This window comes from Psychroflexus aurantiacus, from assembly GCF_010820555.1.
Lineage (GTDB): Bacteria > Bacteroidota > Bacteroidia > Flavobacteriales > Flavobacteriaceae > Psychroflexus > Psychroflexus aurantiacus.
In genome coordinates this window covers 172503-188468 of the sequence record NZ_JAAIKD010000002.1, presented here as the reverse complement: position 1 = coordinate 188468, position 15966 = coordinate 172503, and the positions used below count along the sequence as shown (strand labels likewise).

Annotated in this window: 14 protein-coding genes; 6 read left to right on the top strand and 8 right to left on the bottom strand. The window is 40.6% G+C overall.

What is annotated here, in order from left to right:
- Positions 1-20 precede the first annotated feature (20 nt).
- Positions 21-2501 carry a PIG-L family deacetylase gene (locus G3567_RS03545; protein ID WP_164003949.1) on the top strand — a complete coding sequence of 827 codons (2481 nt, stop codon included), beginning with the start codon at positions 21-23 and terminating at the stop codon, positions 2499-2501.
- Positions 2502-2629: 128 nt separating this feature from the next.
- The gene (locus tag G3567_RS03540; RefSeq protein ID WP_164003948.1) at positions 2630-4315 is read left to right on the top strand and encodes a sodium:solute symporter; all 1686 of its coding nucleotides are present in this window, start codon (positions 2630-2632) and stop codon (positions 4313-4315) included.
- 36 nt (positions 4316-4351) lie between these two features.
- Here the strand turns inward: G3567_RS03540 and G3567_RS03535 are convergent, their stop codons facing one another.
- Entirely contained in the window at positions 4352-5194 is an 843-nt protein-coding gene (locus G3567_RS03535; protein ID WP_164003947.1) for a DUF2911 domain-containing protein, read from the bottom strand.
- A gap of 133 nt (positions 5195-5327) precedes the next feature.
- Between G3567_RS03535 and kdsA the strand changes: the two genes are divergently transcribed.
- Positions 5328-6146: a 3-deoxy-8-phosphooctulonate synthase gene (kdsA, locus tag G3567_RS03530; RefSeq protein WP_164004301.1), complete on the top strand. Its 819-nt coding sequence runs from the start codon at positions 5328-5330 to the stop codon at positions 6144-6146.
- Here the strand turns inward: kdsA and xseB are convergent.
- The 4 genes from xseB to G3567_RS03510 are packed head-to-tail and all read right to left on the bottom strand — an operon-like array spanning position 6143 to position 9474.
- Positions 6143-6361: an exodeoxyribonuclease VII small subunit gene (xseB, locus tag G3567_RS03525; RefSeq protein WP_164003946.1), complete on the bottom strand. Its 219-nt coding sequence runs from the start codon at positions 6359-6361 to the stop codon at positions 6143-6145. The genes kdsA and xseB overlap by 4 nt on opposite strands.
- On the bottom strand, positions 6348-7748 hold the full coding sequence (gene xseA, locus G3567_RS03520) for an exodeoxyribonuclease VII large subunit (RefSeq protein ID WP_164003945.1): 1401 nt from the start codon (positions 7746-7748) through the stop codon (positions 6348-6350). The genes xseB and xseA overlap by 14 nt, the downstream gene beginning before the upstream one ends.
- A gap of 9 nt (positions 7749-7757) precedes the next feature.
- A complete protein-coding gene (locus tag G3567_RS03515; RefSeq protein ID WP_164003944.1) occupies positions 7758-8279 on the bottom strand; it encodes a DinB family protein in 522 nt (173 codons plus the stop codon).
- A 1-nt stretch (position 8280) separates the two neighbouring features.
- A complete protein-coding gene (locus G3567_RS03510; RefSeq protein ID WP_164003943.1) occupies positions 8281-9474 on the bottom strand; it encodes a proline dehydrogenase family protein in 1194 nt (397 codons plus the stop codon).
- Between the two features lie 94 nt (positions 9475-9568).
- Here G3567_RS03510 and aroB point away from each other — a divergent pair, with 94 nt between their 5' ends.
- A complete protein-coding gene (gene aroB, locus G3567_RS03505; RefSeq protein ID WP_164003942.1) occupies positions 9569-10645 on the top strand; it encodes a 3-dehydroquinate synthase in 1077 nt (358 codons plus the stop codon).
- A gap of 15 nt (positions 10646-10660) precedes the next feature.
- On the opposite strand, the gene trxB is transcribed toward aroB, so the two are convergent.
- Positions 10661-11644, bottom strand: coding sequence for a thioredoxin-disulfide reductase (gene trxB / locus G3567_RS03500; protein WP_164003941.1), 984 nt, complete (start codon positions 11642-11644; stop codon positions 10661-10663).
- Positions 11645-11852: 208 nt separating this feature from the next.
- Between trxB and G3567_RS03495 the strand changes: the two genes are divergently transcribed.
- Both G3567_RS03495 and G3567_RS03490 read left to right on the top strand, forming a co-directional pair.
- Positions 11853-12755: a tryptophan 2,3-dioxygenase family protein gene (locus G3567_RS03495; protein WP_164003940.1), complete on the top strand. Its 903-nt coding sequence runs from the start codon at positions 11853-11855 to the stop codon at positions 12753-12755.
- 19 nt (positions 12756-12774) lie between these two features.
- Complete coding sequence (locus G3567_RS03490) at positions 12775-13281, top strand: hypothetical protein (protein ID WP_164003939.1); 507 nt, start codon at positions 12775-12777, stop codon at positions 13279-13281.
- Positions 13282-13299: 18 nt separating this feature from the next.
- Here G3567_RS03490 and G3567_RS03485 read toward each other — a convergent pair whose 3' ends face one another.
- A complete protein-coding gene (locus tag G3567_RS03485; protein WP_164003938.1) occupies positions 13300-14145 on the bottom strand; it encodes a CvfB family protein in 846 nt (281 codons plus the stop codon).
- A gap of 52 nt (positions 14146-14197) precedes the next feature.
- The gene (gene menD / locus G3567_RS03480) at positions 14198-15955 is read right to left on the bottom strand and encodes a 2-succinyl-5-enolpyruvyl-6-hydroxy-3-cyclohexene-1-carboxylic-acid synthase (protein ID WP_164003937.1); all 1758 of its coding nucleotides are present in this window, start codon (positions 15953-15955) and stop codon (positions 14198-14200) included.
- Between the last annotated feature and the right edge of the window lie 11 nt (positions 15956-15966).

Genomic DNA, 15966 nt, shown 5'->3' with positions numbered 1-15966 from the left:
TTTGATTAAAAATTTTGAATATGATAAGAAGTATTTTTTGTAGTCTTTTCTTATTGATAAGCACTATCAATTCAGCTCAAGAACCTAAAAAACCATCTTCTTCTGAAATCTATCAGCAACTCAAAGACCTTAATTTTCTTGGTAATGTGCTTTACATCGCTGCTCATCCCGATGATGAAAACACCAGCTTAATCACCTATTTTTCCAAAAATACGCATGCCAAAACCACTTACCTTTCGTTAACTCGTGGAGATGGCGGACAAAATTTAATAGGACCTGAGCTAGGTGAAAAACTGGGAATTATCAGGACACAGGAATTGCTTAACGCCAGAAGAATTGATAACGGACAGCAATGGTTTACCAGAGCTATCGATTTTGGCTATTCTAAAACGCCCGAAGAAACTCTGCAGATATGGGATAAAGAAAAAATACTGGCCGATGTAGTCTGGGCCATTCGAAAGCACAGACCTGATATTATCATCAACAGGTTTGACCATAGAACTTCAGGCAGCACACATGGACACCATACGTCTTCGGCCATCCTGAGTACAGAGGCCTTTGAGATTGCCGGACAAAGCGATGAATTTACGTCACAGTTAAAATTCGTAGAAGCCTGGGCTCCAAAACGCGCTTTCTTCAATACGTCCTGGTGGTTTTATGGCAGTCAGGAGGCGTTTGAAAAGGCAGACAAAACCAATTTTATCGAATTGGACATTAACACCTACTATCCTTTGGAAGGCTTATCCAATAATGAAATTTCTGCGCTGAGCAGAAGTCAGCACAAATCCCAGGGCTTTGGCAACACGGGTTCTCGCGGAGATAAAGTAGAATATATCGAGCTTATCCAAGGAGATAAACTCGATGGAAATAACCCCTTTGCCGGAATAGATACCTCCTGGAATCGAATTCCCGAAGGAAAGGCCATTGGCAAAATCCTGAATCAGGTTGAACAGGAATTTGATTTTAAACAGCCGTGGAAATCTGTTCCAAAATTGCTAAAGGCTAAAAACTTAATCGATGGCATAGCAGATGAATTTTGGAAAACACAAAAGAGTGCCCAGATCGAATCTGTCATCTCCGCTTGCCTGGGACTTTTCATAGAAGCCAGAAGTGAACTTCCTTTTGCAAATCCAGGAGACCAGCTTAGTATTGAATTTGAAATTATCAACAGAAGTCCCGAACAAATTCAGCTAAAGTCAATTGAACACTCCGGACAGGCCTTTGCTATCGACCAGACTGCCCTTGGAAACAACATAGATTATAAATTTTCAAGAGGCTTTGTATTAAATCCACAAGAAAAGTTCACAACACCTTACTGGCTAAAAGAAGAACCGGAATTGGGAATTTATAAGGTAAGTGATCAAAAATTAATTGGACGCCCGGAAAGCCCCAAACCACTCCTGTTTACATTTGAATTTGATATAGAAGGAACTGCATTCAGCATTACAAAACCTCTTATTTTCAAGTATAACGACCCTGTGAAAGGCGAAGTTTACCAGGACTTTGAACTACTGCCCGAGGCTTCTCTAAGTCTGGGAGAGTCGGTTTATATGTTTAAAAATTCAAATACAAAGTCGATTGAAGTCAATGTCAGAGCCCTGACGAATGACTTATCCGGACAATTAAAATTAGCTATTCCCAAAGACTGGAAAGTCTCGCCTGCATTTCATGAAGTCAATCTGGACAATACAGGAGAAAACAAAACTTTTGCTTTTGAAGTCACGCCCACTTCTTTTGAGGCGGTAAAAGTTACTCCAGAATTGAAATTAGGGAATAAAACACTAAACCAAAAAGTGTCGACCATCGATTATGACCATATTGGCGTCCACAATCTGGTAGAGACCTCTTCCGCTAAACTGGTAAACCTCAACATCCAAATCAGCGATAAAAAGGTCGCTTATATTAGCGGTGCGGGTTCAAGTGTCCCAAGCAATCTAAGGGATCTTGGATTTTATATTGAAGAATTTGCTCCGGAGGCGATTACAAAAGAACGCTTAGAAGGCTTTGACGTGGTCATCATGGGAATTCGTGCTTACAATATTCATGAGGCTTTAGCTTACAAGCAGGATATACTGTTTCAGTTTGTAGAACAAGGCGGGACTATGATCGTGCAGTACAATACCAATCGTGGTCTGAAAACCAATAACATCGCGCCTTATGACATGCGCATTTCTCGTGACCGAGTCACTGAAGAAAAAGCAGAAGTGACCTTTATCGCTCCGGAACATCAGGTGCTAAATTATCCGAATATCATCGTGAAAGAAGATTTTGATGGCTGGGTTCAGGAGCGCGGACTTTATTTTCCTGACCAGTGGTCTCAGGAACTGTCTCCTGTTTTATCCATGCATGATAAAGATGAGACGCCTAAACTGAGTAGCATTTTGGTGGGTAAATATGGAAAAGGACATTATATTTATACTGGCTTAAGCTTTTTCAGAGAATTACCAGCAGGTGTTCCCGGAGCCTATAAACTGATTGCCAACTTAATTTCCATAGAATAAATAATATGTCTGAAAAGCCTGAAAAATACGTCTGGAAATCTGCTTACACCTGGATACTCATTTGTAATGCGATTTATATTTTAGGCTTTTATATATTCATGAATTGGTTTCAAAACTAAAGCGAATTCATGGAGACGATAGACTTTATCATTCTTTTTGCCACACTTGCTTTTATCGTCATCTACGGTACTTTAAAGTCCAGGAAAAATGCCAATGTCAACGACTATATAAAAGGGGGAAACCAATCGCGATGGTGGACTGTTGGGTTGTCGGTCATGGCTACCCAGGCTAGCGCCATTACCTTTTTATCTACTCCTGGCCAGGCCTTCCACGATGGAATCGGATTCGTTCAGTTTTATTTTGGCCTCCCAATCGCCATCATCATTATCTGCCTGGTTTTTTTACCCATCTACCACAGACTCAAGGTTTATACGGCATACGAGTATCTGGAATCTCGCTTCGATTTAAAGACCAGAAGCCTGACTGCCGGTTTGTTTTTAATTCAGAGAAGTCTGGCTGCGGGCATTACCATTTACGCCCCATCCATTATCCTTTCGGCAGTTCTAGGCTGGAATTTGTTTTATCTCAATATCATCATCGGAATTTTAGTCATCATTTATACGGTTACAGGAGGTACAAAAGCGGTGAATGTGACCCAAAAACAGCAAATGGCTGTTATCTTTTTAGGCTTAATCACCACCTTTGTTTTGATTTTTTCCTTCCTGCCTGAGGATATCACGTTTAACAAAGCCATGAAAATAGCGGGAGCCAATGACAAACTGAATGTGTTGGATTTCTCATTCAGCTTTGACAACCGCTACACTATTTGGAGTGGAATCATAGGAGGTAGTTTTTTGGCCTTGTCTTATTTCGGAACCGATCAAAGCCAGGTGCAACGGTATCTTTCAGGAAAAAGCTTAAGAGAAAGTCAGATGGGACTCATTTTTAATGCCATTTTAAAAGTGCCCCTGCAGTTTTTTATTTTGCTTATTGGGGTTATGGTATTTGTGTTTTATCAATTCAACTACTCGCCTATCAACTTTAATCCGGCTGCGAAAGAAGCCGTATTGGAATCCCCTTACAGTTCTGAATTTGAAGCCCTGGAAAATCAGCTCAAAAGCGTTCAGGATAAGAAACAGATTTTGGCCAATCAATTTGCCGAGGAAGTTTCAGCTTCAAAAGAGCCTGATGTCTTAAAACAAAAACTGGCTCAGCTCAATTCCACCGAATTCGAGTTAAGAGAAGAGGCAAAAGGCATTATTGCCATGGTAGATGAAAAGATCGAAACCAATGATAAAGACTACGTTTTTATTCATTTCATCCTCAATAATTTACCCAAAGGTTTAGTGGGATTATTGCTGGCCGTCATTTTATCGGCAGCCATGTCGTCTACGGCTTCAGAACTCAATGCCCTGGCTTCCACCACCACCATAGATCTATACAAAAGGAATAAAAAGGGGGCTGTCAGTGAAAAACATTATGTGAATTCGACTAAATTATTCACCCTGATGTGGGGGATTTTTGCGATTATTTTTGCCTGTACAGCCAACTTGTTTGATAACCTAATTCAACTGGTCAACATCATAGGCTCCATTTTTTATGGTAATGTACTCGGCATTTTCCTACTCGCTTTTTTTATCACATTTGTAAAAAGTCGGGCGGTGTTTATAGCAGCTATTGCGACGCAAATTGTTGTCATTATCGGCTATTCTGAAGACTGGATGCCGTATTTATGGCTCAATTTATTCGGTTGTGCCCTCGTGATCGGCATAGCGATTCTGATACAGTTTTTCACAAAAAAACCGACTCCATAAAGGGAGCCGGTTAAGAAAAAGTAAATGTTTTTTAATTTACATAGTCTTCCATTCCTGTAGGGAATCTTCATTCATTTTGACGTAATCTGCATTCCCTGCTTTTTTTGCAGCTGCTAAAGAGGCTTCTGCCGTCTCAATAGCTTTGTCTGTTTTACCGTTGGCAGCATAAATCAAAGCTTGCTGTCTTAGCATCCAGTAAGGTTTGTTTTCAGACATGGCCATTGCTTTTTCCATCCACTCTTCAGCCTGATCAAGGTCTTTACCCGCATTCAGATAGTAGACTGCAGAACTAAAATAATCTGTCGCGGTTGGTCCTGTCATCACGGTCTTGATATTTTCCATGACCAAAACATCGGTTGGGAATTCAATAGGCACTTCTACCATTGCGTTGGCCCAGGCCATTTTTAGATGAGCTTTGTCCATATTGATATTATCAAAGCCAATCGTAAAGGTTTCCACATAGTGATTTAACTCCTTTACAGGAACATTCGCCATGGCTGCCACACTATCTTCATTCCAGAGTTTTGGCAACCCCCAGTTTTGTGTTTCTTCATAGAAAAAAACGTCCCAGCTTTCTGGATTGGGAATAGTGTAAATGGAATAACTTCCTGCTGAAAGCAGTTGTCCCCCCACTTCCACATCATCAGAAAAGGTGATGATGGTGTTTTCATTAGCTCCGGTTCTCCAGAGTTTATCATAGGGAACAAGGTCTCCAAAGATAGTTCTGCCGTTTGCGGAGGGTCTTGAGTAAGCCACACTTACTTCTGAGAGTCCAACGACTTGCATGAGGGTTGAATTAGGACTAGGCTGTGGAGTTTCTACCTGTGCATAAGTAAAAACTGAAATCGCTAGTGCCAGTGTAGTTAAAATTGTTTTCATATTGATATCTGTTTTAAAATTTTTGATTTAAAACTTAAAGATAAGGAAATAAGTATTTGAAAATTCTATACTCTTGAAAAATACGCTTAGAATAAGCGCTTTGAAATCCTTATCTTTGAAAAAAAAATTCGAAATGGATTTAAAACATATTCCAAAACTTAAACATACAGATTCTTCCAATTTCTTTCTCCTGGCTGGTCCCTGTGCCATTGAAGGTGAAGAAATGGCTTTAAAGATTGCAGAGCGCATTGTGAAAATCACAGATAAACTCGAAATCCCTTTCGTGTTTAAAGGTTCCTTCAAAAAAGCGAACCGAAGTAGAATTGATAGTTTTACAGGAATAGGTGATGAAAAAGCATTGAACATACTCAAGAAAGTAAGTGATACCTTCGACGTCCCAACGGTTACGGATATTCATCAGGAAAGCGATGCTGCATTGGCTGCTGCTTATGTGGATGTGCTTCAAATCCCTGCATTCCTGGTAAGACAAACCGATTTACTCGTGGCTGCGGCCGAAACAGGAAAGGTGGTCAATCTTAAAAAAGGACAGTTTATGAGTCCCGAGAGCATGCAGCACGCCGCTCAAAAGATAAAAGATTCAGGTAACGACAAGGTGATGATCACAGATCGTGGAACCATGTTTGGATACCAGGATTTGATTGTGGATTTCAGAGGCATTCCTACGATGAGACGTTATGCGTCTACGGTGCTCGATGTAACGCATTCTTTACAACAGCCCAATCAATCTTCAGGTGTGACTGGTGGTCGACCAGAAATGATAGAAACTATTGCCAGAGCTGGGATTGTCAATCATGTGGATGGTTTATTTATAGAAACTCACTTCAACCCCAGAGAGGCTAAAAGCGATGCCGCAAATATGCTGGACCTGGACTTGCTGGAAGGCCTTTTGACGCGGTTGGTAAACATCAGAAAAACCATCAATCAGTTTTAAGATTGCTTTTCTTCGCTAAGGTCTGCCATATCATCTAAAGCAGAATTGACCTCCGTTTCAGTTTTGGTTAAAATGCTTTTACAGCTTTTGATCAATTCTGAAGCCCGTTTCACTTTTTTGGTGAGTTCATCTACAGAAACCGAATCGTTTTCTATGTCAGACACGATGGTCTTTAGCTCTTGGAGGGCGCTTTCGTAGCTTTCAGTTTTTTTCATGGGGTTCAATTTTAACAACGTCACTTTCAGCATATCCGTCGCTAAACATCGTCTTGAGGCGATCTCCGGGCTTAAGTTCTGTCGCAGATTTTATAATTTTATCCTTAACCAAATTCAATGTATAGCCGCGACTGAGTAAACGCTCTGGCGATAACAGACTGAGGGTGGATGTTAAATAGGTGAGCTGTTGATGTTGATTTTCAATTTTGCTTTTGCTTTCTTTTTGCAGGGTTTTGGATAACTGAAACAAGTCCAGTTTCTGACTTTGAACCTGCTGCTGGGTTAACCATCTCAGGCGGTGACCAGAATTTTGCAAATGCTCAAACCCGCTTCTTATTAAAGAGGGCAGCATTGATTTTATGCGTTGCCGCTGTTCTTTCAGCTGATAATTGTGGTTTTGAAGCAGAGCATTTACCTGGGTTTTGAAATCCTGATGACTATGTTTCAGGTTTTGCTGCTCTTCTTTTAGTTTAAATGTTACGGAACTCGTCAATTTTGAATGCAGATTTTGAAGTTCCTCCCAGCGCTCCTGAAATATGCTGATAAAGAAGTATGCCACATCGGTAGGCGTGATTTTATTGGCAAAAGTGACCATTTCCACTAAAGTTTCGTTGGTAGAATGTCCAATTCCTGAAATAACTGGCAGGGGAAACCGTGCGACCTTGGAAGCCAGCGCAAAACTATCGTAACAGCTCAGACCAACATCTCCTCCTCCTCCTCTAATGATGGTAACCACGTCGAATTCCTTCTTCCTGGTTTTAATATTTTCCAAAGCTTCTGCAATGGACGTTATGGCTTTATCTCCCTGCAACAAGGCTGGAAATAACTCTATTTTGAAATGGAATGGAGATCGACTTTGGGAAATGATGTTCATAAAATCCTGGTAACCTTTGCTGGTGTTAACCGAAATAACGGCAATGCGCTGAGGGATTTGAGGAAAGACCAGTGATTTATTCAAGTCGAAAATACCCTCTGCCTTCAGGCGCTTCAGGCTTTCCAGTTTTTCTTTGGCCATCTCACCAAGCGTAAAGCCGGCATCAATGTCCAGAATATTTAAGGAAAATCCGTAGCTGGGATGGTAATTCACTTTGGCAAGTAACAAGACGGTCATGCCTTCAGAAATGGGCTTTTTGGTTGTTTCTTCAAACTGCCTGGAAATTGTTTTGAAGGTGTCTGACCAAATGGTGGCGCGCATCTGGGCCAGGACCTGACCATTCTGTTTTTCAACCAGGTCGGGGTAACAATGACCGCTTTTGGTATACGCGTTGAGTTTTGCGATTTCGGTTTTGATCCAGTACGGCTTGTTGTAATGCGTGGAAATCATCCTTTGCAAACTTCTGCCGATATCCAAAAGTGTAAATACAGAAGTGGTACTGGTGGATGGCATTTTTAAGTTTTAAAGGTAACGCTCTTTGATGATATGGATGTGGTGTTTTTGATGTCCGCAAAGGATAAAAGGAATCACTCTGACAGAAAACGGACCTCCACTGGCGATGCCTACATTGAGTAATACGCGCTCATCAAAACTTTTATAAAGATGAATGCTTGCTTGCCTTACCACTTTATATTCTTCAAGCATATCTTCAACAGAACGCTTGTTGGACAAGCAATGCTCCGCATAATAATTTTCATCGTAACCAGGTAGCTCTGTAAAATCTTCTCTTGCAAACCTCAGCGCCCGATTCATAAAAATTCGCTCGGTGTCTATGAGGTGCTGAAGAATCTGCCTTGGGGTCCATTTCTCAGGAGCATACCGAAAATCATGCTTTTCTTTGGGAATAGATTTAAAAAACTGAATCAGTTCGTCTTGTTGATTCAGAGCCTCAAAAAGTTCGGTGCCGGAGGAAACCCGGTCAAGGTATAGTGCATAGTAAGACTTGAATTCTCTGGATAAAATATCTGCTTTTTTCGTACTCATATTACTCAACGCGTTTTACAAATTGTCCATCTCTTCTTTGCTTTTCTTCTCTCAATAAGGATAACTCCCGTCCTGTCTGGCCTTGAACCGAAGAATTTTCTTGAGCTCTTCTGATCAGATAAGGAATAACGTCTTTGATAGGGCCAAAAGGTAAAAGTTTGATAGCATTGGCGTTTATTCTCCCCAGGTTGAAACTGATATGATCACTCATACCATAGAGTTGACCGAACCATATTCTATCGTCGGACAAATAAATCTCTTTTTGACTCATAAGCTGTAAAGCCATATAAGTACTTACCTCGTTGTGAGTTCCTATAAATTGTGAAATATCATCTATATTGTCAATGATATAACACATAACGGCATTAAAATTCACATCTGTAGCTTCTTTATCTTCACAAATAGGCGTTGGGTAACCGTGTCTTTTAGCTCTTTTGTTCTCTTTTTCCATGTAGGCTCCACGCACAGTTTTAAAACCAAGCTTGAATCCTTCTTTTTTGGCTCTTTCATGGATAGCTTTTACATAGGATAATCTATCCCAGCGATAGCACTGCAAGGTATTGAATATGATAGCCTTTTCCTTGTTGAATTTTTTCATCATATCTTCAACAAAGTTATCGGCAGCATCCTGCATCCACGTCTCTTCTGCATCGATAAGCAGTTTGGTGTCGTGATCATAAGCGGCCTGACAAACCCTTTCAAACCTAACTTTTACACTATCCCATTCCGCCTGCTCTTCGTCATTCAAAATATCATTGGCAGTCACCTTTTCCCAGATTTCAAAGCGGCCTAAACCGGTAGGTTTAGCAACTGCAAAAGGGATTTCTTCGGTCTTCGAAGCGTATTTTATGATCTCAATTTTGGTATCTGCAGCTTTATCAAATTCTTCTTCATTTTCCTTGCCTTCTACAGAATAATCCAAAACGCTGTAAACGTTTTCTTTACGCATTTGTTTGACCAGAGGCATGCAGTCATCCTGACTTACGCCTCCACAAAATTGCTTGAAGATGGTAGCCTTTACGATGGGTTCAATGGGCAGCTTTAGGTTGAGCGCTAGGTTGGTAGCAGCAGTAGACACCGGAACAAAATAAGGGATGTTCATCATTGAAAACAAAAATAAAGATCGTTTAAGGTCTTCATCGGATTTCAACACAAAAGCATGTTTTGTATTATTGAATATTTTAGTATCAATCATAGTTAAAAAATTGTACCCAAATATAGTTATTGATGTCTTATTTTAGCTTTTGATTACTTGCAATTACATTAATCTTAACAATAGAGACTAAAAGATGAACAGCATTGAATTGAAGACCTATAGAATAGCGTTTCAGGAAGAAGCCTACAAAGAACTCAATCAGTTGATAAAGAGCCATTCATATTCTTCCATTTATATTTTAGTAGACTCCAATACACAACATTTTTGTTCGAGATTTCTTTCAGAAAACATTGAAGCCGATGTTAAAATAGAATGGATTGAAATTGAGCCCGGAGAAGAGCATAAAAACATTTCTACCTGTCATGAAATCTGGAAAACCTTATCTGAAACCGGCGCCGACAGGAAATCTCTGCTCATCAGTCTGGGGGGTGGAATTGTTACCGATATTGGGGGGTACGCCGCTTCCTGCTTTAAGCGGGGAATTGACTTTGTTCACGTTCCCACTACGCTTTTAGGAATGGTCGATGCGGCTATTGGCGGAAAAAACGGGGTGAATTTAGATAGTCTTAAAAATCAAATCGGTGTGATTAACCCCCCTCAACTGGTGTTGGTCGATGTGGGTTACCTCTCTACCTTACCGCCTGAAGAAATGAGAAGCGGACTGGCGGAGATGTTGAAACACGGCCTTATCGCCAATGCTGAAGACTTCTTTGCTTTCGAGGATTTATCTCAGTTTCAAGTCGATAAGTTACCGGAGTTGATTCGGGATTCTATTCAGATCAAAACAAAAATTGCGGAGGAAGACCCTTATGAAGAAGGCTTAAGAATGGCGCTCAACTTTGGTCACACCCTCGGGCATGCTATAGAATCCTATCATATGGAATCCTCTTCCAAAACCAAATTACTGCATGGTGAAGCTGTAGCTATCGGAATGATTCTGGCTCTGAAGCTTTCTGTGGAAGTCCTTAAGTTTGATCAGGAAACCTGCGATAAGGCAAGTCGGATCATCAGCACCTATTTTAAACCTGTTGAATTTTCTGAAGAGGATATTTCAAATCTCAAAACCTACTTGAAGCATGACAAAAAGAATTCTGCAGGGAACATTAATTTCGTGCTTTTAGAAGACATCGGACGACCTAAAATCAATTGCAAAGTGAGCGATGAGCAAATAAAAAAGGCTTTTGCGTATTACAAAAGCCTTAGTAAATAATTTTGATGCTTTAAATCAGTTTAATACAGCCTGTGGCTCAGAACGTTCGGTCGTTTCTAGGCTTGCCAGGTAACGCTCGGCATCCAAAGCTGACATACAGCCGGTCCCGGCTGCGGTAATCGCCTGGCGATAAACTTTATCCTGAGAATCTCCACAGGCAAAAACGCCCGGATAATTGGTATTGGTTGTTTTAGGTTTGGTGATGATATACCCTACATCATCCATATCCAGGTAAGGCTTAAAGATGTCTGTATTAGGCTTATGTCCGATGGCAATAAATAAACCGGTAATCTTGATCTCATCTTTTTTTCCGGTTTTATTATTCACTATTCTTAAACCTTCTACCACTTGATCTCCTAAAACTTCATCCACTTCTGAATGGTAACGCAAGTCGATATTCGGGGTATTTTCCACGCGATGCTGCATGGCTTTGGACGCTTTCATCTCTCCTTTTCTCACCAGCATAGTCACTTTAGTACAAATATTAGCCAGGTAGGTAGCTTCTTCACAGGCGGTATCTCCACCACCAACTATGGCCACATCCTGACCTTTATAGAAAAATCCATCACATACCGCACAGGCAGAAACGCCACCGCCTCTTAGCTTTTGTTCACTAGGTATACCCAGGTACTTTGCAGAAGCTCCGGTAGAAATGATAACTGTTCTTGCTTCTACCCAGGTTTTATTATCGATTTGGGCTTTATGAATTCCGCCAACCTGATCTGAAAGTTCAACTTTGGTGACCATTCCTATTCTAACATCCGTACCAAAACGCTCTGCCTGCTGCTGAAGCTCCACCATCATTTTGGGCCCGTCGATGCCTTCTGGATAACCCGGAAAATTATCTACCTCGGTTGTAGTGGTAAGTTGTCCTCCAGGTTCCATTCCTGTATAAACCACTGGTTTCATGTCTGCTCTCGCAGCATAAATAGCCGCTGTGTATCCGGCCGGACCTGATCCTATAATAAGGCATTTTATACGTTCGATATTTTCTGACATAGTTTTAAAAATTTATACAAAGGTAGTAAGTTTTTAGGTTTTCAGTCAGCGATTAAATTCCTTATTAACATATCGCTATAACTTCTCCTTATAAAGGACTTGAATTTAATTCTGAAGTACATAAAAATTAGAAATCAAGCTTTCATTAAACCTCGATATGTCTAGCTAATTTAAGTTATTTTGATAAATTTGAGTCAAATTACATCTAATGAATAAGGAGATTTTACATCAACTTGAAAAGAAATACGAAGCTCTGGGAGAAAATCCTGAAAGCTACCTCAAAGGACTGCTTTACGCCAAGCCCATTAATTACTGGGAGTATATCGAAGTGGATACACTCCTGACTTTACAAAAGCCAAAAACCCATTTTAAAGATGAAACCGTCTTTATCATATATCATCAAATCACAGAGCTAACTTTAAAGCTCATGATTCATGAAGTAGAGCAGCTTGTTGCGCTGAGCGATTTCAACTCAGAACAAACATTTACAGAAAAACTAAGACGACTGATACGGTATACCGATATGCTCATCACTTCTTTTGAAGTGATGACGGAAGGTCTGGATTATGAGGATTACAATAAGTTTAGAATGTCCTTAACGCCGGCCAGCGGTTTCCAAAGCGCACAATTTAGATACTTGGAACTGATGAGTACTCCCGTACTTAACCTGGTAAACCAGGACGGTCAAAAAAGACTTTCTGAAAATCCGGGGCTTGATGAAATTTTTGACAACATCTATTGGAGAGATGCAGGCTACAACAGAGAAACTGGCAAGACATCTCATACCTTAAAAGCCTTTGAGAAAAAATACCTGCAAAGCTTCAAAGACCTCTCAACCTCAGTTCGGGGACGTACGCTTTGGGAACAATTTCAAAAGTTTGAAAAGCCTTCCGACAACTTGATTTTCAGGATGAAAGACTTTGACCATCAATACAATGTAAAATGGCCTCAAACCCATCTGAAAACCGCCGAAAAATATCTGGAAGACAAAGGAAAAGCCAAAGAAGCAACGGGAGGATCTCCGTGGAAAAAATATTTACACCCCAAATACCAGCAACGCAGTTTCTTCCCTAATTTATGGAAAAATCAGGAAATTCTAGAATGGGTATAATATTTGCTACTTTTGTATTATGAAATTATCTCGATACCTTATCATTTTAATTCTTACACTCAGTAGTCATCTATTGAAAGCACAAACCGATTTTAGCTGGTATGAGACCAGACCTATGCCGTCTTTAAGTTTCAATGTAGATCCTTTTAGCACCACGTCGCTGGGCAGAGAATTCAATCTTCCGGAAGTCGATATTTTTAGAGATAGATTCGCGGAACGACCAGAAATCAATATGGTAGAAGCAGCCAACCGAAAGGCTTACAGAGCGGAACAGCAGCAGGAACAAAAATTTTCTTTTGTAGAACGACAGTCGGCCATGTTTAATAAATTCAAGCCTAAGTTCGACAATTCATCCTCTTCACCCTATGCCCCATCCTATCATCAGCAGCCTATCTATTCTGATCTTAACAGAATAAAGAATTCAGCCTATGAAGATTTAGGGGATAGGTTCAACAGAATGTCCCCCTTTTATCAGCTCTCCCCTTACAGGAGAAGTTCTAGACCCGTATTCTATATCAGCAGATAATTTTTAAACCTGTAAATTCTATTCCTCCTTATTTAAAAAAATACCTACACCATTTTCAATGGTGATCTGGCGCTCTTTGTAGAGGGTTCCTATGGCTTTCTTGAAGGCTTTTTTACTTAAGTGAACGGTATCATAAATCAATTCTGGTTTCGATTTGTCGTGAAGCGGTAAAAAACCCTCTTCGGTAGCTTCCAGAATTTCCATGACTTTATTGGCATTGGGCTCAATCCCCCTGTAGCCGGGACGCTGTAAAGACACATCGATCTTATTATCTGGGCGTATTTTTTTTACGACTCCTTTTAGGCGATCTCCAGTTTTCAAATCCTGAAAAACCTCATCTTTATAGAGCAGTCCGATATGAATTTCATTAATAATCACATTGTAGCCCATTTCAGTGGCATTGGTGACAATCAGATCGACCTCATCAAAATGCTCAACGGTTAAAATGGTATTATCTACAAATTTGTTGACCCGGCTCGAAGCCACCAGTCGGTTGGTTTGCTCATCCAGATAACAGAATATAAGATACTGCTCTCCTTTGATCATTTTATAAGCCTGCTCCATATGCGGAACAAATAAATGTTTCTCCAGCCCCCAGTCCAGAAATGCACCAAAGTCATTGCTGTCCACACAGGTCAGGTAAGCAAATTCATCCAGCATCACCTTAGGCTCCAAATTTGTAGCCACCGGACGCTCGTCAAAATCGAGATACACAAAAACCTCAAGTTCGTCTCCAATTTCAAACTGGCTGGGTTTGTATTTGTTGGGAAGAAGAACCTCTTCTCCGGCTTCATTGGTTAAAAACAATCCCGGAGGAGTATCTCTATCTATGGTTAAGGTATGCTTTACGCCTAAGTCTAACATTCAAAAATTTATTTAGACTACAAAAGTAATGAATTTTAAAATTGAAACTGCTTTAGTTTGGATTAGACTCTGCAGGTCTTCGTTTGAGAACCGATTGAAAATCGATATGCGTTTTCAAATAGTCGAAATAAGCCAGAAGCACTTTATCATTTTCGAGCCTGGGCGTGAAGATTTCGATGAGTTGCGGAGATGCATTGCGCTCAAAAAACGAAGGTAATTCTTTATCTACCTGCTCTAAGCTGCGTGCTTCAGTATATTGAATCTGATACATGTCACACAAATGTTTTGCATGAAGATCGTGTGTGGTCTCAAAATAATTGGCAAAATAGGCTTCCTCTTTATTCCCTGGAAGAATTCTGAAAATCCCGCCCCCCGCGTTATTGAGAAGTATGATTTTAAAGGTTTTGGGAATATACTTATTCCAGAGCGCATTGGAGTCATAGAAGAAACTCAGGTCTCCTGTCACCAGGGTGGTTGGTTCCTGGCTGGCCACCGCATAACCGATAGCCGTAGAGGTGCTTCCATCAATTCCGCTTGTCCCTCGGTTGGCAAAGGCTTTAATTTCTCTCCTGGAATCAAACAAATTCGCATAACGGATGCTGGAACTGTTTGCGAAATGAACCGTTTCATCCTGAGGAAGATTTTCAAATAAGCTGTAATAAAACGCAAAATCAGAAAATCCAATTTCATTCTTATATGAGCTTCTGTATTCTAAAGTTTTTAACCTGATTCCATTCCAACTTTCAAAATAGGAAGAATCCAGTTGTCTCAAAGAAGGATTCACCCTTTCAAAAAAAGAGCTGACCATCGTTTCAAAGTGTTGGGATAAGCAGAAAAAGGTATCGTTGGCTTCACTGGGGTCAATATGAAAATGCTTTTGAGGCTGAAATTCCCTCAGGAATTTTTTAACCTTCTTAGATACAATCAGACCCCCAAAAGTAATCAACACCTCTGGCTGTAAAGCTTCAAACAATTCCAAGGTATTTTCTTCCAGCTCTATAGGAGCCAAAATGGAGTCGATGTTGGTGAAAAAATTAGGGTGAGAGATATTGGAAGTGATCTCTGTCATGACGATGACCGAAGGATCTTCAGAAAGCGATTTTAAAACCGCTTCATCGATTTCTTCGTCGAGATTCACCCCTGCCAAAACCAGCTTTTTCGTTGAAGAATTCCAGGAGCGGATGAAATCTGAAGCATCAAATTCGGTGGACTCAGGCTTTAAAGCATCGAGTTCAGGAACGTCTATGCTTAAACTGTTGGTTTTATGATAAAGAGGCTCATCAAAGGGCGCATTGATATGAACGGGGCCCTGATTCCTGATCGCGGTTTGTAAAGCTTTGTGGATTTCCTGAGCATTATACTCTAAAATCGACGCATCCTCAGACTGATGAAAATCTCCTTTCAAATTTGCTGAATACGCAATATGGTTCTTAAACACATGCTGCTGCCTTATGGTTTGCCCATCCCCAATATCGATCAAATGCGAGGGTCTGTCGGCTGAAATCACCACCAAAGGTAAATTGCTGTAAAAAGCTTCAGAAACCGCCGGGTAATAATTCAAAAGCGCCGAGCCGGAAGTACACACCACCGCCACAGGAGCGTTAAAACGTTGGGTCATACCCAGCGCAAAAAAAGCAGCACAACGCTCATCTACAATACTATAAGCCTTTATTTTAGGATGATTGGCAAGTGTAATGGTTAAGGGAGCATTCCTGGAACCGGGAGAAATCACCACATGCTTGATGCCATTTTGAACACAGAGTTCGACAATCAACTGAGCGGTTGGTATGGAGGAATACATTGAATTCATATCACAAAAAT